This window comes from Rhizobium sp. Root491 (assembly GCF_001427205.1).
Lineage (GTDB): Bacteria > Pseudomonadota > Alphaproteobacteria > Rhizobiales > Rhizobiaceae > Agrobacterium > Agrobacterium tumefaciens.
The window spans coordinates 247487-268622 of sequence record NZ_LMFF01000012.1; the positions used below are offsets into that span (position 1 = coordinate 247487).

The 21136-nt window shown below is 60.1% G+C and carries 14 protein-coding genes; 1 reads left to right on the plus strand and 13 read right to left on the minus strand.

Features of this window, described 5'->3' with window-relative positions:
* Positions 1 to 90: 90 nt before the first annotated feature.
* The 9 genes from ASD46_RS12070 to ASD46_RS12110 all read right to left on the minus strand — a co-directional run bounded on the left by ASD46_RS12070 (position 91) and on the right by ASD46_RS12110 (position 11707).
* On the minus strand, positions 91 to 1035 hold the full coding sequence (locus tag ASD46_RS12070; RefSeq protein ID WP_060642303.1) for an isoaspartyl peptidase/L-asparaginase family protein: 945 nt from the start codon (positions 1033 to 1035) through the stop codon (positions 91 to 93).
* Positions 1036 to 1080: 45 nt separating this feature from the next.
* Complete coding sequence (locus tag ASD46_RS12075; RefSeq protein WP_060642304.1) at positions 1081 to 2619, minus strand: hydantoinase/oxoprolinase N-terminal domain-containing protein; 1539 nt, start codon at positions 2617 to 2619, stop codon at positions 1081 to 1083.
* The gene (locus tag ASD46_RS12080; protein ID WP_003506758.1) at positions 2616 to 3692 is read right to left on the minus strand and encodes a DUF917 domain-containing protein; all 1077 of its coding nucleotides are present in this window, start codon (positions 3690 to 3692) and stop codon (positions 2616 to 2618) included. Before ASD46_RS12080 ends, ASD46_RS12075 begins: the two co-directional genes overlap by 4 nt.
* 115 nt (positions 3693 to 3807) lie before the next feature.
* Positions 3808 to 5403 (minus strand): ABC transporter substrate-binding protein, encoded by a 1596-nt coding sequence (locus ASD46_RS12085; protein WP_060642305.1) that lies wholly within the window; start codon positions 5401 to 5403, stop codon positions 3808 to 3810.
* 43 nt (positions 5404 to 5446) lie between these two features.
* Positions 5447 to 6580, minus strand: coding sequence for a DUF917 domain-containing protein (locus ASD46_RS12090; protein ID WP_060642306.1), 1134 nt, complete (start codon positions 6578 to 6580; stop codon positions 5447 to 5449).
* Positions 6573 to 8129, minus strand: a complete 1557-nt coding sequence (locus ASD46_RS12095; RefSeq protein ID WP_026330690.1) for a hydantoinase/oxoprolinase N-terminal domain-containing protein — start codon at positions 8127 to 8129, stop codon at positions 6573 to 6575. The genes ASD46_RS12090 and ASD46_RS12095 overlap by 8 nt, the downstream gene beginning before the upstream one ends.
* Before the next feature lie 17 nt (positions 8130 to 8146).
* Complete coding sequence (locus ASD46_RS12100) at positions 8147 to 9793, minus strand: ATP-binding cassette domain-containing protein (protein ID WP_060642307.1); 1647 nt, start codon at positions 9791 to 9793, stop codon at positions 8147 to 8149.
* A gap of 4 nt (positions 9794 to 9797) precedes the next feature.
* Complete coding sequence (locus ASD46_RS12105; RefSeq protein WP_019564714.1) at positions 9798 to 10679, minus strand: ABC transporter permease; 882 nt, start codon at positions 10677 to 10679, stop codon at positions 9798 to 9800.
* Positions 10679 to 11707 carry an ABC transporter permease gene (locus ASD46_RS12110; protein ID WP_060642308.1) on the minus strand — a complete coding sequence of 343 codons (1029 nt, stop codon included), beginning with the start codon at positions 11705 to 11707 and terminating at the stop codon, positions 10679 to 10681. The genes ASD46_RS12105 and ASD46_RS12110 overlap by 1 nt, the downstream gene beginning before the upstream one ends.
* 136 nt (positions 11708 to 11843) lie before the next feature.
* On the opposite strand from ASD46_RS12110, the gene ASD46_RS12115 reads away from it, so the two are divergent.
* Complete coding sequence (locus ASD46_RS12115) at positions 11844 to 14195, plus strand: helix-turn-helix transcriptional regulator (RefSeq protein WP_060642309.1); 2352 nt, start codon at positions 11844 to 11846, stop codon at positions 14193 to 14195.
* 33 nt (positions 14196 to 14228) lie between these two features.
* On the opposite strand, the gene ASD46_RS12120 is transcribed toward ASD46_RS12115, so the two are convergent.
* The 4 genes from ASD46_RS12120 to ASD46_RS12135 all read right to left on the minus strand — a co-directional run bounded on the left by ASD46_RS12120 (position 14229) and on the right by ASD46_RS12135 (position 21086).
* On the minus strand, positions 14229 to 15542 hold the full coding sequence (locus ASD46_RS12120; RefSeq protein WP_060642310.1) for an HlyD family type I secretion periplasmic adaptor subunit: 1314 nt from the start codon (positions 15540 to 15542) through the stop codon (positions 14229 to 14231).
* The gene (locus ASD46_RS12125) at positions 15529 to 17376 is read right to left on the minus strand and encodes a type I secretion system permease/ATPase (RefSeq protein ID WP_060642311.1); all 1848 of its coding nucleotides are present in this window, start codon (positions 17374 to 17376) and stop codon (positions 15529 to 15531) included. The genes ASD46_RS12120 and ASD46_RS12125 overlap by 14 nt, the downstream gene beginning before the upstream one ends.
* Positions 17377 to 17390: 14 nt before the next feature.
* A complete protein-coding gene (locus tag ASD46_RS12130) occupies positions 17391 to 18146 on the minus strand; it encodes a hypothetical protein (protein WP_013761630.1) in 756 nt (251 codons plus the stop codon).
* A 105-nt stretch (positions 18147 to 18251) separates the two neighbouring features.
* Positions 18252 to 21086 carry a TonB-dependent receptor gene (locus tag ASD46_RS12135; protein WP_060642312.1) on the minus strand — a complete coding sequence of 945 codons (2835 nt, stop codon included), beginning with the start codon at positions 21084 to 21086 and terminating at the stop codon, positions 18252 to 18254.
* Positions 21087 to 21136 lie beyond the last annotated feature (50 nt).

Here is a 21136-nt window from a genome sequence, read left to right on the forward strand (position 1 = left end):
GCCGGTTTCGGTTCAGACCTTTTGCCGCCGATAGGCCTTCATGTCACCGGTTTTTTTTTCGCATTATCATTCGGCCCGGTCGGTCGCCGGTTACAATTCCACGTCGTAGACCCTGTCGTGGGTGGCAACACGGGCCTCTCCTGATGGGGTCACCCACCCCCGGAACATGCCGGGCGTATTATAGGGTGCGGCAATGCCGCCTTCGGCATCGATGGCGACAAGACCCGCACCGATATCGTAGGGCGCCAGATCCTTGTGGACGAGGTTGCCGGCGGCGGTTTCCAGATCCTGCCCGAGATAGGCGACACGGGACGCGATCTCATGGCCGACGACGTAACGGATGAAAAATTCACCCTTGCCGGTGCCGGAAACGGCGCAGGCGCCGTCGCGTGCATAGGTGCCCGCCCCGATCACAGGGCTGTCACCCACCCGGCCGTCAGGCTTGTTGGTGTAGCCGCCGGTGGATGTCGCGGCTGCGAGATGCCCAGCAGCATCGAGTGCCACGGCACCGACGGTTCCGTGTTTTTCGTTTTCCGTCGCTTCCGTACCTGCGGTGGCATGGGCCTTCATGGCCGCCAGCGCCTCGACACGCTTTTGCGTGGTGAAGTAGGATTGAGGCTCCGTGGCAAGCCCTCTCTCCAGCGCAAACCGGTCAGCCGCTTCACCGGTGAGATAGACTGCGCGTTCATCCTCCATCAGCGCCCGGGCCGCCTTCACCGGGTTGCGGATGGCGCGGGAGGCGCTGATTGCGCCTGCCGCAAGGGTCTTGCCATCCATGATCGACGCGTCGAGTTCGTGAATGCCATTCTCGTTGAGCGCCGCCCCATGGCCTGCGTTGAAATGCGGGCTGTCCTCCATAACGACGACTGCCGCCTCAACCGCTTCCAGCGCAGTTCCGCCAGCCTTGAGCACACCATAACCGGCGCGCAGTGCCGCCGCCAGATCGTGGCGCGCCGCTTCCCATTCCTCCGGAGTCATGCTGTCTTCCGGCATAACCCCGCAACCACCGTGAATGGCCAGTGCGATCTTCGTCATACCCTCACTCCACTGTTGCCCCGCCGCAGGCAGGGCCTCTTACCATCAATGAAAGGCTATATCGCCGATAACACGCACGCGGACCCTGCGAGCGCCGCCTGGCAAATAGGCGATGGGAATATCCTCCACCTCAAGCGTCTTGAGGCTCGCGCGCTCCGCTCCCGAAGCGACCGCTGCGTTCTGCGCTTCGGTCTCGGCTTTCGCAAGGGCTTCGTCGCGGCTCAACCCGGAAAAGACCTGATCCACCTCACCGGACACCTGCGCCATCGCTGCGCCGAGCGCATTGGCAACGCCTGCATTTTCCACACGCAGCACCTCGGATGCGCCCGGCACCTGCTCCGGTATCAGGAATGCGCCGCCGCCGACCGCAACCAGCGCCACGTCTTCGGCTGATGTCTTCATCTGGTCGAAACTGTCGGCCACCATGTCGCGGATACGGCCGAGCGTCGCCTGCACGAATGCCGGATCGAGACCCTTCACACGATCCCCGTCACCCATCTCGATCAGGCCTGCCGCAACGGCGATATCCGATGCCGTCAGTGTCTCACCGCCGAAAACGCGGGCTTCGGTCAGGATGCGATACCCAACCGAGCGCGGGCCGATCTTGCCTGTCTGCGGGTCGACAATGGTGCCACCGCCCAGTGCTATAGGTAGAAGATCGGGCATGCGGAACAGGGTGCGGACCCCGCCAATATGGACGATATTATTTGCCTCACGCGGAAAACCACCGATAAGGCAACCAATATCGGAGGTGGTGCCGCCGACATCCACCACCATGGCATCGGAAAGCCCGGTGAGAAAAGCCGCACCACGCATCGAATTGGTCGGGCCAGAAGCGAAGCTGTGCACGGGGTTTGCGGCAGCTACGTCCGCAAGCGCCACTGTGCCGTCATTCTGTGTAAGATAGAACGGCGCCTTTACACCCGCTTCGCGCAGCGCATCCGAAAATGCCTGTACCGTGGTCCTGCCAAGTGTCTGCAAGGCGGCATTCAGAAGTGCAACGTTTTCGCGCTCCAGAAGCCCGATACGGCCCAGCGTATGGGAAAGCGTGATGCGTGCGTCGGGGATCACCGAACGGACAATCTCTGCCGCCCTCACCTCGCACTCCGTGGTCAGCGGCGAGAAGGTTGCCGAAATGGCGATCGAGGTAATGCCTGCATCGCGGATTTTCATCGCCGCTTCACGGACTTCATCCGGGATCATCGGCACCAGCGGACTGCCATCGTATTCATGGCCACCATGAACCATGAAGATCAGCGGATCGACGGCCTCGTAGAGATCCTTCGGCCAGTCGCACATGGGCGGCAGTGAAGAACCGGTCGGCAGCGCTATGCGGATGGCCGCAACTCGCTCCAGCCGGGCGCGCTCCACGACAGCATTGGTGAAATGGGTGGTGCCGATCATGACCGCACCGATCGGGCGATCTGCCGCGCCGACATGGCCAGACACGTGAGCGAGGGCCGCCTTCACGCCGGACAGGACATCCTGCGTGGTCGGAACCTTGATCGAGGCAACGATGGCGTCTCCATCGATCAGAACGGCATCCGTATTGGTGCCGCCAACGTCAATACCGATGCGTTTCATGGGAATACCGATCTGAAATCAATGTCATAACCGAAGGCACGCGGGCCAACGGCAGCAATGCCGGCAGGCGTCGTCAAGAGTTCCGGCGCCGGCAGGGCGATAACCGTGACACGCTGGCCATAGCGCACCGATTCCGTGCCGATGGCGCTGCCCGAAACGGTGTCGAGAAGGCAGATCAAATCCGGCGTCATGGCGACCGGCTGGCCGTCGCGGAAGGCGACCGCCCACTCATTCTGGAAGGCAAGTTCCATGCGTGAGCCGCGATCGGCGTCGATGCCTTCAATGGTCGTACTGCCGCGCAGAAAACCACCGGTGGTCTCGCGGGCGACATCCACCACCTTGCCGCGGAACAGCTGTTTGCCACCCTCATGGTTGAGAACCGCCTGAACCGGGTCATCATGGCGTGCACGCGCCTCCATAACCGCGCGCCCGAGTTCGGTCGCCTTTGTGACGGTGTAATGAATGCCCCATTCCTTCACTTCCTTGCCGGTGCGCGGCGCCTTGCAGGTGGCGGCGGTGGAACCAACTTCGGTGCAGACCTTGCGCGAGATGCGCTCCATCCATTTCCACGATGCAGCGCGCGTCACGATCACCTCATTGTCGCGTACATCGACGAGCGACAGCGGAAACATCGGCAGGTTGCCGATGGCGAATGAGGTCATCTGCGCTTCGGGATAAGCACGTCCCATGGCATCGGCATTGACGACGGGCCGGTCGAGCATGGCGGCGGCGAGGAAGGACGATAACGCATTCGAGCCGCCGATTTCCACGCTCATGATCGCCCGGAAAGGCTTGCCGAGATAATCTTCCATGACCTCGACCGCGCGGGCAAGATGAACGGGGTCTCCCAGCCGTTCCTGACCAACAAGCGGTGCACCCATCTTGGAGACGACCGCAACCATGTCGTCATCAGCAAGCGCCATGGGGTCCATGACCTTCACCCGCCTGCCTTCGGCATAAAGACGGCGCAGATTGAGCGTCGAGATATAGGGATTGCCTCCACCGCCCGTTCCCAGAATCCAGGCGCCGGTGGCAAGAGGTTCGATATCGTCTTCGGAAAATTCCTGGATCATGCGTCATCCTCGGGCATGCCGCAGCCTTTCCGGCGCAAGCGATGCTCCTTCCCTTTATCGTTCCAAGTCTCATCGGCCCCGCCCTGCGGCGGGACCGCTTTTCATGGGACGGAGATCACTCCGCCTTGCAATCCCAATGGAAGTTGGAGAAGTTCAGGTCCCAGCTCTGCATGGGAATGAACTCGTAACCCTGAAGGCACTTGTTCGCCGCATAACGGCGGTTCGGCGCAACCGCCCACACATCCGGTTGAAGATCGGCGATCTTGGTCTGCAGTTCCTTGTAGGTTGCGTTCTGTTCGCTGGTATCGGTCGTGGCACGGACCTTGTCGATCAGCCCGTCGATTTCCGCGTTCTGCAGCCATTCCATCGACATCCATGTGCCTGATGCCTTGGAGTGATACTGGTTGTAGAACATCGCATCCGGAGACGGATAGGTCGGCGAGATATTCACCTGCGTCGACGCAGGCGTCGTTTCAGGCTTGGAGGAAAGCTCGACAATACGGTTCCACGGCTCTGGCTTGATATCGAGCGTAATACCGATTTGCTCGAGGCTGGATTGCAAAAGCAGCGCCACTTCCGCCTCGAAGGCCAGCGAAGCGACATAGCTGTTGACCAGCGTGATTTTCTGGCCGGCATATTTCGACTTCGCCAGTTCTTCCTTCGCCTTTTCCAGATCGTAGACGCCGGGCTGAATATCGCCGTTATGCGCGTCCTTGAAAGCGTCGGATAGCGGCCCCTGCATGTCGAAACCGGGATAGATCACTTCCTGGATCGTCTTGTAATCCGTCGCATAGGCAATGGCGCGACGAACGTGAACGTCGTCGGTCGGGTAAACCTTGGTGTTGAGCTTGATGACGAAACCGCCGGCGGTGCGGGTCTGGATGAGCTTGTAACCCTTCATCCGGCCGATGGATTCATAGGTGTCGTTGCCAAGGCCGTGCGAGGAAAGGCCAAGTTCGCCCTTTTCAGCCAGCGCCTTGACGGTAGCGTCGTCGCTCGTCTGGACGAAGCGTACTTCGTCGATCGGCTTGCCCTTGGTCCAGCCAAGGAAATAGTCCGCATTGCGGGCAATGACCATATCGGCAGAACGGTTGTAGCTGACGAGCTTGTATGGGCCGGAACCGGCGGAATGTTCGCCCACATAGGCCTCGCCCCACTTGTCTTCGGGCTTGGCATTGGCTTCGATCAACGTCTTGTTCAACGCCATCATCAGCGGCGTGGAGGCCATGAAGGGCGAAAACTGACGCTCGATCTTCATGACGAGCGTCGCATCATCAGGCGCGCTGACGTTTTCGGGCTTCAACACGCCGACGATGAGGTTCGACGGACCCTTGTTGATGCCGAGCAGGCGCTGCACCGACCAGACGAGATCGGCAGCCTTCACCGCCGTGCCATCCTGGAACTTCGCATCGTCGCGCAGATGGAAGGTATAGGTCAGGCCGTCTTCAGAAATATCCCAGGACTTTGCCAGATGCGGCACGATTTCGCCCTTGGCATTCACCGTGGTCAGGCCGTCATACATGTTCACGATGGCCATGTAGCCGGTATAGTCAGTCACTTTCGCCGGGTCGAGCGAGCTGAATATCTGCATGGTGTTGACCGCGACCGAAACCTTGTCCTCCGCAAAAGCAGTGGAAGAAACAAGCGGCAACGCGATTGCCGTGCCGAGCGCAAGCACGGCAAGGCGGGAAGGAAGTCCTGGCATTTTCATTGTCGTTCTCCTCTTTATTGCGGGTCATTTGCCCCGCTTATGGTTAGGCAGCCTTGCCGACCGGGACGGGCAGCGGTGAGAAAGGAATGTCCGGGTAACCGAAAGCCGCCGGTCCAACGACTTCGAGCGCGCGGGCGCTGCGCAGCAGATCGTGGCAGGGGATCGCGACCACGGCCACGCGCTGGCCGTAACGCAGGACTTCGGTGGTGATCGGGTAACCGGTATCGACATCGAGCAAGACGATCAGATCAGGGACGGTCACTTCCACCTTGCCGTCACGGCGGAACAGCAGGAATTCGTTCTGGATCGCCACGCTCGCCGTCTGGCCCGAACAATCGTCGAAGCCGGAAAGCTCGACATCGCCCACGGCGAAACCGCCGTGCAGATGGCGTTTCAGATCGGTGATCTTGCCGTTGAAGATGCGCCGTCCGCCTTCAAGCGCGCAGACTGCCGCAATCGGGTCTTCCTGCTGCTTGCGGGCACGGATCACCGCCTCGCCGAGCGCGATCGCCTTGGTGTAGGTTTTCGGAATACCATACTGGTGCACGTAGTGGGCCTGCATCGGCGCGGTCGCCAGCATTGCGCCGCCGCCCTGAGAAACGACGCAGGCGCGGGCCATGCGCTCGTGCCAGACTTCGGAAACGGCGTGGCTGAAGATCACGGCATTGCCGTGCAGGTCGCACATCACCGATGGCGTCGAACTGTGGCCGTAGATGGAGAAGGTCGTCATCTGCATCTCTGGGAAAGCCCGGCCCATGCCGTCGCAATCGAGGATCGGCAGGCCACCAAGCGCCGCCGTCACCAGCGGGTTCATGGAGTTCGAGCCGCCGATTTCCTCGCAGACGATGGCGTCTACCGGCGTGCGGATCAGCTCTTCCATGGCGCGCAGGCAACGCAGCCCCTCACGGCCCTCGCGAATGCGCTCCACGCCGACAACGGGGGCGCCAATGCCGCCGATGGACATGCAAAGCGCGTCCGGCTCGATGGCGTCTGTCGCAAGGATCTTCATCTCGTAACCGGCTTTCATGGCCTCGAGTGCAAGCAGCTTGCCCAGATAGGGATTGCCGCCGCCGCCGGTGCCGAGAATGCCCGCACCGATTTCCAGCGCGTCGAGATCTTCCCTCGTCAGCGTACGCAATGCCGCTTCGTCATATTTCAGCTTGCGCGTCTCAGCCATGATTGGCTCCCATTTCTCCAACGACTTTCACATGAATGCGGGTGGCATTGCCGGGCAGATAGGCAAGCGGCATATCCTCGCGCTCGATGACTTCCAGCGTTTCGGCCACTGCACCAGCCGCAATCGCCTTTTCGCGTGCCTCGGCCTCCGCCTCCGCAAGCGCGCTTTCACGCGTGCGCCCCTCGATCAGCGAGAAGACGCGGTCCGTCTCGCCGCTGATCTGCGCGATCGCTGCACCCACGGCATTCGCCACCGCGAAATTCTCGGGGCGGATGACATCCAGATCACCGATACGGTCAGGCATGAGAATGGAGCCGCCGCCAACGGCGATCACCGGCACCGGCGATGACGAGATGCGGCTGCGTTCCACACAGGACTCGAGCATGTCGTTGATCTTTTTGACTGCGGCATCCACCAGCCGCTTGTCCAGAGTGGAAACCAGAGCCTTCTCGCCCACGTCCGCCTTGCCGGAGGCGACAGCGATATCAGTTGCAGTCAGGGTCGTGCCGCCGAAGCAGAGCGCCTCACGGCGGACGCGGTAACCGACTGATTTCGGGCCAACGGTGAGGCCATGTTCGCCATTGACCACCAGCGAGCCGCCACCGAGACCGATCGAGAACACATCCGGCATGCGGAAATTGGTGCGCACGCCACCAATATCCACCGTCGTGGACGCCTGGCGCGGAAAGCCGTGCGACAGCGAGCCGACATCGGAGGTGGTGCCGCCGACATCCACGACCACGGCATCCTTGAGGCCGGTGAGGAAAGCAGCGCCGCGCATGGAATTCGTCGGGCCGGAGGCGAAGGTGAGCACAGGGAAGCCGCGCACCACATCCGCCGCCATCAGCGTGCCGTCGTTCTGGGTGATGTAGAACGGGCAGGTTATGCCCGCTGCCTTCAGCGCCTCGCCGAAAGCGGCAACGGTGCGGTCCGCAAGCGAAAGAAGGCTGGCATTCATGATCGCAGCACTTTCGCGGGCGAGCAGACCATGCCGTCCGATATCCTTGGACATAACCACCGGCAGGCCGGGGCAGCGCTCCTGCAGGATATCCTTCGCCCGCACTTCCATCGCATCATTGATGCCGCTGAAGACGCAGGTGACAGCCGCGGCCTTCAGGCCCTTTGCGCGGATATCGGCGGCGATGCGGACAATCTCGTCCTCATCGAGGGCTGAGATTTCGCGACCGTCGAATTCATATCCGCCGCGGACCTGATAACCGTGGTTACCAACGATTTCCCGGAGGTCATCCGGCCAGTCGACCATCGGCGGCAGGCCGGCGCCGGACGGCAGGCCGATCCGGATGGCGGCGACCTCGTCCATATGCCGCCGCTCGATCACCGCATTGGTGAAATGCGTGGTGCCGATCATCACGGCACCGATGTGTGCCCTGTCGATGCCCGACGCCTCGATCACCTTTTCAAGGGCTTCGATGACACCGGACGTCACATCTTCGGTGGTGGAGGCTTTCACCCCCGCCAGAACAGTCTTTTCCTGTAACACAACGGCATCGGTATTTGTGCCGCCGACGTCAATTCCAACGCGATACACGTCAGGCTCCTCTTTTATCAATCGGTCGTTTTTACGAGGAAGCGCATACGCTCTTCCTCTGTCACGGTGGGTTTCAGGCGCTCTTCCTCGTCGGTGACGACGGGGATCGCCGCGATAAGGGCGCGGGTGTAGGGATGCTTCGGCTCGGCGAAAACCGCAGACGTCACCCCTTCCTCGACGATCTCGCCACGCAGCATGATGGCGATGCGCGAACAGAAATTGCGCATCAGCGAGAGGTCGTGCGAGATCATTAGATAGGTCAGGCCAAGCTCTTCCCGCAGCTGCAGCAGAAGGTCGATAACGGTCTTCTGCACGGAGACATCAAGCGCCGCCGTCGGCTCGTCGAGGATGAGGATCTTCGGTTCAGCCGCGAGTGCACGGGCAATGGCGACACGCTGCTTCTGTCCGCCGGAAAGTTCATGCGGATATTTACCGAGATAGGATTGCGGCAATCGCACCAGCCCCATCAGTTCCTGCATCCGGCGTTCGCGCGCCTCACCGTCCATACCGATGGATTTCAACGGTAGGGTAAGCGTCTGCCTGACCGTACGCTTCGGATTTAGGGAAGTGCCCGGATTTTGATAGACGATCTGCGTCAGCCGCTTGCCACGGCCGGGAGACGGGGCGTCGATGACAAGATTGCCGGAGGTCGGGCGAGAAAGTCCCATGATCATCCGGGCGACCGAGGTTTTTCCAGAACCGGACTCGCCCGCAAGACCGAAAATTTCGCCGTCCTTCAGCGTCAGGTTCACGTCGCGCACGGCGTGGTAACCGTTGCGTCTGCCGTAAATCTTGTTCAGGCCCTCGATGGTAACGATCGGCGAGCGTGTGCTCTGCGCCAGATCGGCGACACGCGGACCGTAGAGCGGCGGCACCGCATCCAGCAGCGAACGCGTGTAGTCCGCAGCGGGAGCGTGCAGGATTTGCTTGCAGGGACCGGTCTCGACGATGTCGCCATGGTGCATAACCACGACCCGATCCGCCACCTTACGTACGACACCGAGATTATGGGTGATCATCAGCAGCGCCATATTTTCTTCGGCAACCAGCTGGTTGATGAGATTGAGAATTTCGTCCTGCGTGGTGACGTCGAGCGCGGTGCCGGGCTCATCCGCGATGAGGAGCTTCGGCTGATGCAGCAACGCAAGCCCGATCAACACGCGCTGGCGCATGCCGCCCGAAAGCTCGGACGGATAGGCATTCATGACCCGCTCGGTATCGCCAAGCTGTACGCGGCGCAGAACCGCTGCGATACGGGTGCGGCGCTCTGCCTTGGACGAGTTGATGCCGTTGCGCTTGTCGGCAAAGCGCATGACATCATCGAGATGCGTGCCGATCTTGAAGACCGGATTGAAGGAAGACAGCGGGTCCTGCATGATCAGCGAAAACGCCGTTCCCTTCAGCGCCTCGCGTTCCCTTCGCGGCATGGCGAGTACATCCCGCCCGTCGATGACAATGGCGCCGGAGGCAATAGTGGCATTCTTCGGCAAAGTGCCGATGATAGCCTTGGCGGTGACCGATTTACCCGATCCGGTTTCGCCGATCAGCGCCACCCGCTCGCCGGCTGAGACTGTGAAGGCGACATCGCGCAGCACCTGGCGCGTGCGGCCGTAATTGGTGAAGCTGACGTTGAGGTTTTCGACTTTGAGAAGCGGTTCAGTCATGGCTTTAGCTTTCCACGTCGAACATGTCACGCAGGCCGTCGCCCAGCAGATTGAAACCCAGCGTCACGTAAAGCACGGCCGCGCCGGGGCAGAGGACCTCCCACCAGAAATCCGGCATGAACTGGCGCCCATCGGCAACCATCGAGCCGAGATCGGGAGTTGGCGGCTTGACGCCGAAACCGAGGAAACTCAGCGTCGCACCAAAGAGGATGACGAATGCCGCATCCAGCGTCGTCTTGACTGATATGACCGAGACGCAATTGGGCAGAATTTCGCGAAAGAGAATGTGCAGCGGACCCGCACCTGCAAGACGTGCCGCTTCGATGTAGTCCTCGGATGCGATGGATTTCGACACCGAATAGATCAGCCGCGCATGCCAGGTCCACCATAGAAGCGTGATCGCGATCATGGCGTTCATCAAGGTGGGTTCCAGCAGGTTGGAGACCGCCAGCGCCATGACGAGGGGCGGCATGGCCAGCATCACATTCGTCAGGCCGCTGATGATTTTCTCGGTCCAGCCGCCGAAATAACCGGCGACCAGGCCAAGCACGGTGCCGACCGGGACCGAGATGCCGAGCACGCCGATGACGAGAAGAAGCGAGACCCTGAGCCCGAAGACAGTGCGGGAAAAGATGTCGCGTCCTGCCTTGTCGGTTCCGAACCAGTGCTCCAGATCCGGCGGCATGTGGCGGGCACGGAAATCGACGACCGCGCCGATATGTTTGGGATAGGGTGTAAGCCAGGGCGCAAAGATCGCCAGAACCAGCACCGACAACAGGATCAGCGAACCGATGACCGCTGCCGGATTGCGGCTGAAGCGGTACCACATCATGTAACCGGCGCTTAAGCCCCGATCAGTGGGTTCGAGCATTTTCATATCAGCCATCAGCGAGCCTCCTTGCGGCGCAGGCGCGGGTCGATGATCGAGATCAGGACATCAACGATCAGGTTCGCAACGATGAAGAACAGGCCGGCCACCAGCACCACGGCAGTCACGGCATTGAGGTCTTTCTGAAGGATGGCGTTCAGCCCGTAGGACGCGAATCCGCCCCAGGCGAAGACCATTTCGATCACGAAGGCATTGCCGATCAGCGAGGCGAATTCGAGCCCCATGATCGTCAGCGGCGCGATGGAGGAAAGCTTCAGCAGATAACGGAAGATGATGACCCGCTCCGGCACGCCGAAGCTTTGCAGGGTGAGCACGTGATCCTTGCGCTGGTTCTCGATCATCGAGGAACGCGTGATGCGAGTGATCTGGCCGATACCGGCCATGGAGAGCGCAAAGGCCGGCAGCGCAAGGTGCTTCAGCGCATCCAGCACCACATCGAACCGTCCGGCAAGCGTAGCGTCGATCAGGATGAAGCCCGTCGGGCCACCCTGCCAGCCAAGTGAGTGATCGAGCCTACCGATGATGGGCCAGCCGGAGAGAAAGCGAGCGGCCAGCAATTGCAGCGTGATGGCAAACAGAAAGCTCGGGATCGTCACGCCGGTGAGCGAGAGGATACGGCCGATATGGTCGAGCGGACGGTCGCGGTAATGCGCCGTGATGACGCCGAGCGGGATGGCGACGGCAAACATGAAGATGACTGAGACCAGAACCAGTTCGACGGTCGCAGGAACGGTCTGGGCCAGATCGGTGGTGACGGGGCGCTGGGAAACCAGCGAGAAGCCCAGGTCACCGTGCAGGGCGTTGCCGATATAGTCGAGGTATTGGGCGGCGAGCGGCTTATCGAGACCCATCTCGCCGCGCAGCGCATCAACTTGTTCCTGTGTTGCCGCAGGGCCGAGCGCCATGCGGGCGGGATCACCCGGCACCACACGGGCTAGAGCAAAAATCATGATGGACAGGGCGATCATGACCAGTACGAAAGCGCCGAGCCTGTTCAAAATCGCGACCAGCGGATGTTGCTGCATCGGTGGACCGTTCCTTGTGCATCAGTTTCCTGAGCACAAGTTTTCACCACATGTCCTTTTGAACAATCGCAGAAAGGTATAGTTTTTTGATAAATGAGTATAGGTTTTTGAATTCAGATCTCCTATCCCTGTCTGAATGACGCTTCTGCCGCGCACCACACTCTGCCGCCGTATCGCCAGCGAAACCGCAGGCGTGATCTTTCTGCGCGCGCCGGCGGGCGCCGGGAAAAGCATTCTTATGGACTTGCTGGCACAAGAGCTGGGGACCGAGGTATGCCGGACGCACCAGCCCAGAAGTGATGAGGCGGCAAAAGGCTGTCTGCTATGGGATGTGCCGGTCTTCGCACGCGCGGTCCGCATGCCCGCCCCTATTCTGGAAACCGTGCGTTTCGTGGTCATCGCCTGCCGTCCGGATCAACGTATCAGCGGGCTGGCGCGGCAAATATTGCATCGTGGTTCGCTGACGATCGGAGCAAATGAACTGGCCTTTGGCCAAGATGAGACTGCGGGCCTTCCAACAGAACAGAAGCGTCTGGCGCTCGATGATTATGCGGGATGGCCGGCCTTTCTGTCTCTCGCTCGCCTCGCCGACGAAAAACTATGCGTCGACTATCTGCGGGAAAATTATCTGCCGCATCTGTCACCGGCCCAGACGGTCGCGCTTTCGCTCTGGCTGGAAAATCCCTCGGCAGAACCCGACGCTGAATGGGCAGAACTTCTGCCGCCCTTCCTGATCGCAAACCCGGAAAAACACGACACACTGATAAGGCTTCTGACCGTGGCAGCGAGAGAACGTCTCGCCACATTACAGGCTGGCAGGGCAGTGGTAGAGGTCGCTTCCGCATTCGAGAAGGAAGGGCGGGCGCTTGCGGCAATGGCCATGTTGCTTGACCGCGGTTATGAGACCCACGCCGCGCAAATCCTAGAACGCGCCCATGGGCGCGAACTGATCTACCGAAGCAGCGTCGACAGGTTTCGCGAGATCATCATGCGGTTTTCGCAGGACATGATCGCGGCGAATGAAACAGTCCTCTTCGCCGTCACCCGCGCATTGCTGAAACAGGGCGAATTGCAACGCGTGCGCCATCTGCTTGGCAAGAGCCTGGGTTCGGATTATCTCGATCCACTCAAGGTGCTTGCCCGCGGTTCGCGTTTTTCCTTTGCCGCCCGCACCTTCCGGCTTAACCTGATGATTGCCGAGGACCTGACCCCCAATGACGCTGTGATAACGCGCCTCGGGGAATTCATGGCCGATTACCCCATGGACGATCACGGCAAATGGGCCGCCTATTACAATGCGCTGCTGGAATTCGAAATCCGCCGCCGTAATTTTCGCGAGGCCGAGGCCGCTGCCGCCCGCGCGCTTATCTATCTGCGCAAGATGGGCGGGCAGCCGCTGCTCGAATTCTTCATCCATCTGCACCAGATCGTCCTGCGACTGATGAGCGGTGATGTGCTCTTGGCCCGTCGCGCGGCACAGGATGCGCGCACGAGGTTGGAACAGGTGCCACACGACGCCGCGCAGGAGTTCCGAATGCTGCGGCTGGCGGAAGCCTGCCTTGCCTATGAGGCGGGAAAACCGCGCGACCTGTTGCACTTCGTCGAGCATGAATTCGACCACTTCGCCGCCGCCGAGATATGGCCGAGCCTGATGCAGTTTGCCCTGCATTATGCCTCGCAGGTGCTGATCGATCATTTTCCGATGACCGTTCGTCCGGGCTTTCTCGACGGCCTGTGGATTCACCTTTCGGAAGGGCTGCAATTCCATGCGATGATGGAGATCAGAACGGCCATCGCCTACCAGAACGCCAACCGCTGGGCGGATGCGGCAGCGACGCTATCGGCAATTCGCATGCCGATGGGTCGCAACTGGGTGGAGAGCGCGAATGAGGACCTTGCCCGGCTCACGCGGCGCGACGAAATCGCCTATGTGATGGCCTGGCTCCGCGACGCGGTACATCTTTTCACGCCGCGCGCCTATCTCTCCCGGCAGATGGATGCAATGATCGCCAACCCCAAGGTCACCAACCGCGAAAAGGTCGCGCTCAGAATATGGCAGAGCTATGCCGCACACCAGCGTCGTGACAGTGCCGGCGCCCGCGCCCATATCCTCAACGCACTTGAATCGGCGACGCGCCTTGGCTGCAACGGCGTCCTGTCGGAGGAGCGCATATTCCTGTCGCCGCTTCTGAACAATCGCCGTATCCGCGGTTTCATCGAAACCTCTTCCGATGTCCGGAACGCGCTGTCGATTTTCGCCGCCTCGGTCAACTCGCCGCAGGCACGCGCCCTGCATGGCGGGCTTTCGCAGCGGGAAGCACAGATGCTGCAATTGCTGGCCAGCGGCATGTCGAACAAGAAGATCGCGCAGACCCTCAACATCTCGGAAGTGACGGTAAAATTCCATCTCGGAAACCTGTTCCGCAAGCTGGATTGCAAACGCCGCGCGGAAGCGATCCGCGCAGCGAAAGCGCTGGGCTGGCTTTGATCTCAAGTCGTGACTGCCGATCAGAAAAGCCCGCTATTCTTCCCGGAAGGCGCGGTTGATCTGGTCCGTCAGCGGCTTGGCGATATAGGAAAGCGCTGTGCGCTCGCTGGTCTGGATGAACGCCTCGGCAGGCATGCCCGGCATCAGCGGCGCATTGTTCAGCTTTTCCCGCTCGGCAACCGGTATGGAAATCCGCGCCAGATAATAGGAGAGGCCGGTCCTCTGATCGGTGGTGATATCGGCGGCGATGCGACTGACATGGCCTTCCAGTTCCGGCGTGACGCGCTGGTTGAACGCGGTCATCCGCAGCATCGCTTTTTGCCCTACCTGCAACTGGTCTATATCCTTCGGCACGATCTGCACCTCGAGCGCCAGTTCGTCCCCATCAGGCACGATGAGCATGATCGGGTCGGCCGGCGTCACCACGCCACCCACGGTATGCACCGCCATTTCATGCACCATGCCGGATTGCGGCGCGATGATATCGATGCGCTTCAGCTCGTCCTCCGCAGCGACCTTCCGCTCAACATATTCACCCATCTGCGCCTGTATCTCGCGCAGTTCCCGGCCCACTTCGGTGCGCAGTTCCTGATCGATCTGCAGGATCTGCAGTTTCGTTTCGGTGATCCTGCCCGCCGTCTGCGCCTGATAGGCGATTTTTTCGCCACGCTCACCGCCAAATGTCGCGGCCTGGGTTTGCAGGCTGTTCAGCCGCTGCACGGACACGATGCCCTGCTCCCGTAAGGATTTCTGCGAGGTGATCTCAGCCTGCAAAACCGCAAGCCCGTTGTCGTAGGCGATTTCCTGTGCCCTCAATCCTTCGATTTCATGTTCGAACTGAGTGATACGCTCCACAAGCTGCGCTTTGCGCCCCTCACGATAGGATTTGCGGAATTCGAACAGCCTGGTTTCGCTGCGCATGGCGGAAGCGACATCGGGATCGTCCTTGCGCGCCACCAGAGCCTGTGGAAAAACGAGTTCCGGCAGATCGTCCCGTTCGGCCTCCAGCCTTGCCATGCGCGCGCTCAGCTCATCCAGCCGCTTGGTCACTATGGCGAGATTAGCGCGGGTCTGGGTGGCGTCGAGACGCATGACGACGTCGCCAGCCTTTACCCTGCCACCTTCGCTCACCAGAATTTCACCGACGACGCCACCCTTGGGGTGCTGTACCTTCTTGATATAGGAATCGACCACAAGATGACCGGACGCGACGACCGCGCCAGCAAGATTTGTCGTCGCTGCCCATCCGCCGACGCCGGCCAGCAGTGCGACGCTTGCGGCAAGACCGGCAAGAAGATGTTTGCGGATGGAGCGGGACACCTGCGTGCGCTGGTCAATTTTTGACATCCGTATCTCCTTCCTGCCTGTTCTCCTCGCCGCTCTCTTCCACCGCCACCGTCTTAGGTTGGGTATTCGCGACGACACGCAATGGTGAAACCGTGTGCGCGGATGCGGTGAAACCTTTCGCCGCTTGAGCATTCGGAGTGCGCAGCACTTTCGAGAGAACCTCGTCGCGCGGACCGAAGGCCTTCATCCGCCCCTCCTCCATCATCAGAATGAAATCGACGGCACCGATCGCGCTGGGCCGATGCGCGACGACGATGGCGATACCGTTGCGCGCCTTGACCGACGCAATCGCCCTGACAACGGCGGCTTCGCCCTCCGCATCGAGATTGGCATTCGGCTCGTCCAGCACGACGATGAAGGGATCGCCATAAAGCGCACGCGCGAGACCGATACGCTGGCGTTGTCCTGCCGAAAGCGCGGAACCGGCCTCACCTATATCGCTGTCATACCCCTTTTCGAAGCGCAGGATCAGTTCGTGCGCACCGGCGGCTTTCGCAGCGGCAATGATTGCGTCGGGATCGGGATTGTCCTCGAAACGGGAAATGTTTTCGCCGATCGTGCCGTCGAAAAGCTCCACGCCCTGCGGCAGATAACCGATATGGCGGCCGAGGGCTTCGCGATCCCATTGATCGAAGCTCGCACCATCAAGCCGCACCTTACCGGCGGCGGGCATCCAGGCTCCGGTGAGAATGCGCGAGAGGGTGGATTTTCCCGAGCCGGATGGGCCGATGACACCGAGCGCATTCCCGGCGGTCATGACGAAACCAAGGCCCGCGACGGTCGGTTTTCTCTCTCCCGGTGGAATGATGGTGACGTTTTCGACTTTCAATTCTCTCTCAGGCTTCGGCAGTGCCATTGCGGTCGCCGTTACCGGCATCTGCGCAAAAAGCTCCCTTAGCCGCGCCCAGCTCTGGCGGGCGGCAACAAAGGACTTCCAGTTGGATATGGCAAGATCGACGGGCGCCAAAGCCCGACCCATCATGATCGAACTGGCGATCATCACGCCGCCTGAGGCCTCCTGCTGAATGACCAGCCATGCGCCGACCGCCAAAATGGCCGATTGCAGCACGATCCGCAGGGATTTTGCGATATTGCCGAGGCCACCGGCCACATCGCCCGCCTTGCGGTTGGCGGCGAGATAAGCCTCGTTGGAGATTTGCCAGCGTTTGCCAAGCCGGCCGCCGAGCCCCATGGCCTGCACGGCTTCGGCGTTGCGGCGCGAGGCTTCCAGCTGCCGGTTGCGCGCCATGTTTTCAACCATGGTGTCGCGGATCGGCTTCTGCGAGAACATATTGGTCAAGATGGTGAGGGATATTAGCAGAACGGCACCGGCAAGAGCCGTCACGCCGATCCAGAAATGAAACAGAAAACATATGCCAAGGTAGAGCGGCATCCAAGGCAGATCGAAAAAGGCGGTGGGCCCCGTGCCGGACAGAAAACCGCGCACGTTGTCGAGATCGCGCAGCGGCTGCAGGCCGTCCCCCGGCATACGGTTGACGAGCGGCAGGCGCACCACCGCATCATGCACCTTGCCGGAATAGCGCATGTCGAAGTCCTCGCCGATACGGATCAGGACCCGGGCGCGGATGATGTCGAGCAGGCACTGGAAGCCATAGAGGCCGAGCGCAAGAATGGCGATCCCGACCAGTGTCGGCAGACTGCCGCTGGCCAGCACCCGGTCGTAAACCTGAAGCATGAACAGGGGCGACGTCAGCGCCAGGATGTTGACCACACCGCTGATGAGCGCCACACCGAAAAACGTGCTTTTAAGGGGCGAAACAACCGCCGCAGTGAGGGACTGCGGCGGTGTCTGCTGGTGGTTTTGAAAGCCCACAGCCTGATTTTCCTTTAAGCGGCAAGCGCCGATGCGCTGGCGAAAATGAAGTCCGATGCGTCGAGTACGCTGGAATCTACACCAACGAGAGTGATGCTGTCGCCGCCAAAGATGTTTTCAATAACTGCGTCTCCGTTTGCATTGCTGCCTACAATGACGTCATCGATGCTTCCGGCGCCCCAAGCGGAAATATCCAGTTTGTCGGTGCCGTCCTGATAACCGTATGTTCCGGTCGGGCCAGCCTGTACAACATCACTGCCGCCAGAGAAAACGAACGTATCATTACCAGCAAAACCCGTAAGGGTGTTAGAGGAAGCAGTGTCTTCGATCACAGTGCCGGTAGCCGCGAAGTAGTCATAGAAGCCAGCCAGCGAGCCAAAACGGGCAAGCTGGTAAACGGCGAGATCGAGAAGATCGCGCGCGCCTGCGAGCGAGTAGGAGCCGTCGGGATCGATCAGCAGTTCCTGCTGGCTGACGGCGATGCCGCTGGTGGACTGGCTGTAGCCGGTGCCGAGAACGATGCTGTCGACCGAACCTGTCAGGTTGCCCTGGGAGTATTGCAGGGCACCGCTCATGACAATGCCCTTGCCACCGTTGCTGCCATCGCCCCACGCCTCATAGGTCGTGTTCGGATCGATAGTGGTGGTGGCGAGAGAGCTGGTCTGAGCGTCGTAGAACGCACCATAGGTCGAACCGAAACCGCTCGTCCAACCGTTGAGGTAACCGATCAAGTCGGAGGAAGACTGCGTCAGTTGAATTGTGGTAGCCATAGGTGTACTCCTTTGCTGGCCAATAGGGATACCTTTGTCATGTGACGAAGGCGTTTCATCTCCGGGACGGGCTGCAACCCCAGCCCGGAGAATTTCTTCCGCGCATCAGAACTTCACGTTCATCGTCGCGACAAAAGTGCGGCCCGGTGCGGTATAGGCACTGGCTGCCGGGATGTATTTGCGGTCGGTCAGGTTGTTGACCGCGAAACGAAGCGTCGCCTTTTCGTTGAAGGCATAGGAGCCGTATAGGTCCACCGTCGTGTAGGGATCGGTTACCTCCCGCAGATTACCCTCCGTATCGAGCGTCCGCGATTGTGTCGGCGTGACATGGTTGAGCCGCGCACCCAGAGAGAATTTTTCGTCGAAGAAACGCATGCCGCCATCGAACGTAAGCTTCACCTTGGGCGCAACATCGCCTGGCCATGCGACAATCTCGCCGCTTGTCGTGGTGGTGCCGTTGGAAAATACCTGCGTGTTGTCCGGCCAGTCGGTCTTCAGCAGCGTCGCTGAGCCACCAAGCCAGAAGCTTCGCGCATCGTAATTGCCCTCGAATTCAAGGCCGCGCATATAGGTCGTGCCGTCGAGATTGACGAAGCTGGTATAGGTCCGATCCGCCACCTGATCCGTAACGAGATAACCGAGAGCGATATAATCCTTAACCTCACGGCGAAAGGCGGCCATTTTGATGCGGACGGAATCGTTGTCCAGCAGCACGCCGTCAAAGCTCATATTCGCGCCGATTTCGTAGGTCGTCGCTTTTTCCGCGCGCAGGGACTGGTTCGGGGCGTATTCGTAGCCGGCCGAATCTCCAGGGCGTGCGCCGGCAAAAAAAGCCTCGAGAATTGTCGGCGGTCGCAGGCTCTGGGAATAGCTCGCATAAGGCCGGAACCAGTCAACGGGTTTCAGTTCTATCGTAGCGGACGGCAGCCAGGCACTGTAGGTACGGTCTATTTCCACGTCGTAAGAGGGATACTCCGTCGAATAAGTCGTATCAAAATACGTAGTTCCAGCATCCCGCCATTGGCCGTTGATGATTTCACCCCTGGTTGCAGGCCAGACGTTGTTCAGAGTGTTGCAGGAACCTGCCCTCTGTGTCGCAGTGAAAGTGCGACCACCAAATACACCCGTGGTGCAGATCGCGTAGACACGATCGTAAGTCGGCCGCGAGTATTGCGATACATAGGTGAGATAATTGTCTATCGCGCCTACAACACGGTTTGAACCCGTCGCAACCGTTACCTGATTGTAGTAAGTCGCCGATCCCTTCAGACGTGACCAGTCATAACGCACGCCGCCACTCAGCTTGATCCAATCGGCGGGCTCTAATTCACCGTTTACAAACAGACTGGCAACATCACGCCGTCCGGCAGGACTGAAAGCCGTGTAGCTACTCGCGAACGAGGGATTCTCGCTAATTGCGGAACTGGTGGCAATCGACGATGCAATATCCCGAAATGCTTCCCCACCATAATTTAAACTTAACGCACCCGCTTTTGTATCGAAGCGACTGGTGTTTTCGACACTGACGCCAAAACTGCGTAAGCCCATGTCAAGATTCGTCTCAGCGGCATACCCAATACGCTCTGCACGCAGTTCGTGCGTCATATTGTCGTTCAGCCACAACGAAGATTTGAAATCGATGAGTTCGCTTTCGGGGTCCCAGTCCAGCTTCGCGACGACGCTGTCGTTACGCACGCTCTCCCGGTCTATCTGTTCGGCGGCACCCTGCACGAAGTCATTCTGCTGGTGCATCCATGACAACGAAGTCTGCACATCCCCGAAGTCACCTTCGCCCTTGAAAAATGTCGACCAACCGTCCCTGCCGAGCAGGTCCTTCATCGTCAAAGCGGTGCTTCGGGCCTCACCCTTGGTTCCGATCTTGTATTCATCCATGATCGTGCGGCTGTAACCGGCAACAAGGGAGAGAGGGCCATTCGGCTCACGAACTGCGGCCAGAACCGAACCCTGAAAATCGTAACCATTGGTGCCGCGGGAAACATTCACCTCTCCGCCCTTGTTTGCACCCTCAGGGATGAGATCGACGGCGTTGACGGTGCGGAACTCGACCTTTCCGCCCAGCGAACCGGCATTGCCGGATGTGGCATTGGTCATTTTTTCCACTTCGACGGCGCGGATGAAGGCCACATCCACATAGGCCTGGCCGTTATTGGCAGAATAAATCGAGGCGCCACCGGTGCTGAAACCACGCTGCGCATTCTGCCGCGCACCATCGATGGAGACGACCACGCGGCCGCTTTCCTGCAAGCCACGTATATTGGGCGAAACGGTCGGGAAGCTGCCGTTGCCCTCACCGGCATAGACGCCGGAGACGCGGTTGAAGACATCGCGCGTGTTGCGCACGCCGGCGGACTGGATCGCCTCGCGACTGACGACGCTGACACTGGCGGGTGTTTCATAAACCCAGTCGGGCGTTCCCTGATAACCGGTGCCGGCAATGGAATTGCGTCCGGTTTTTCCCGTCACGGTAATTTCTTCCAGAACGGTGGTGCCTTCCGCCCTGGAAAGATCGGCAGTGGCCTGGTCCGAGCCGATGACGACAGTTCTGCCATTTCCGGCAAACCGGAAATTCACGCCCGTGCCTGCCAGAAGCCGTGACAGCGCATCCCGCACCGTAAAACTGCCGGTAACGGCATTGGTGCGCACATTGCCGGCGGACGGTGTGGCAAGCGTAACCTGCAGACCGGATTGCCGCCCGAAAACGCCGACAACGGAGGACAGCGGCTGGGCGGGAATATTAAAAGGCCGCGTTGCACCCTGCTCACCACCGGAGCGCTGACCATTGGCGGCATTCGGTCCGCTCTGCGCAAAAGCCGGTACCGACATTGAAACGACCACCGCCGTTGTCGCCAAAAGCACGGTCATACGTGCCGGCTTTGCCGCGTTTTTCCCTGAACCGTTCTTACGTATCTGGAGGCGCATGCTGCTTTTGTCTTCCTGTCTTCGCTCCGGCTATATCTTGACCGGATTAC

Coding starts and splice junctions, on each gene's coding strand:
- ASD46_RS12130 (WP_013761630.1), bottom strand. CDS start 18,146: ATGGCTACCACAATTCAACTGACGCAGTCTTCCTCCGACTTGATCGGT.
- ASD46_RS12115 (WP_060642309.1), top strand. CDS start 11,844: ATGACGCTTCTGCCGCGCACCACACTCTGCCGCCGTATCGCCAGCGAA.
- ASD46_RS12085 (WP_060642305.1), bottom strand. CDS start 5,403: ATGAAAATGCCAGGACTTCCTTCCCGCCTTGCCGTGCTTGCGCTCGGC.
- ASD46_RS12100 (WP_060642307.1), bottom strand. CDS start 9,793: ATGACTGAACCGCTTCTCAAAGTCGAAAACCTCAACGTCAGCTTCACC.
- ASD46_RS12075 (WP_060642304.1), bottom strand. CDS start 2,619: ATGAAACGCATCGGTATTGACGTTGGCGGCACCAATACGGATGCCGTT.
- ASD46_RS12080 (WP_003506758.1), bottom strand. CDS start 3,692: ATGATCCAGGAATTTTCCGAAGACGATATCGAACCTCTTGCCACCGGC.
- ASD46_RS12120 (WP_060642310.1), bottom strand. CDS start 15,542: ATGTCAAAAATTGACCAGCGCACGCAGGTGTCCCGCTCCATCCGCAAA.
- ASD46_RS12090 (WP_060642306.1), bottom strand. CDS start 6,580: ATGGCTGAGACGCGCAAGCTGAAATATGACGAAGCGGCATTGCGTACG.
- ASD46_RS12070 (WP_060642303.1), bottom strand. CDS start 1,035: ATGACGAAGATCGCACTGGCCATTCACGGTGGTTGCGGGGTTATGCCG.
- ASD46_RS12110 (WP_060642308.1), bottom strand. CDS start 11,707: ATGCAGCAACATCCGCTGGTCGCGATTTTGAACAGGCTCGGCGCTTTC.
- ASD46_RS12135 (WP_060642312.1), bottom strand. CDS start 21,086: ATGCGCCTCCAGATACGTAAGAACGGTTCAGGGAAAAACGCGGCAAAG.
- ASD46_RS12105 (WP_019564714.1), bottom strand. CDS start 10,679: ATGGCTGATATGAAAATGCTCGAACCCACTGATCGGGGCTTAAGCGCC.